Source organism: Clostridium polyendosporum, from assembly GCF_018332455.1.
Classification (GTDB): Bacteria; Bacillota; Clostridia; order Clostridiales; family Clostridiaceae; genus Clostridium_AY; species Clostridium_AY polyendosporum.
The window spans coordinates 1-227 of the sequence record NZ_BOPZ01000123.1; the positions used below are offsets into that span (position 1 = coordinate 1).

At 48.9% G+C, this 227-nt stretch carries 1 rRNA gene; it reads left to right on the forward strand.

The annotated features are described in order from the left end of the window. Nucleotides 1-227 (forward strand): 23S ribosomal RNA (locus CPJCM30710_RS17675); the annotation flags it as partial.

The following is a 227-nucleotide window of genomic DNA, read 5'->3' on the forward strand; positions in this document are numbered from 1 at the left end:
ACCTGATGACCGATAGTGAAGAAGTACCGTGAGGGAAAGGTGAAAAGAACCCCGGGAGGGGAGTGAAATAGAACCTGAAACCGTGTGTCTACAACCGGTCAAAGCACCTTATGTGTGCGATGACGTGCTTTTTGTAGAACGAGCCAACGAGTTACGGTATGTAGCGAGGTTAAGTACTTAAGGTACGGAGCCGAAGGGAAACCGAGTCTGAATAGGGCGAATAGTTG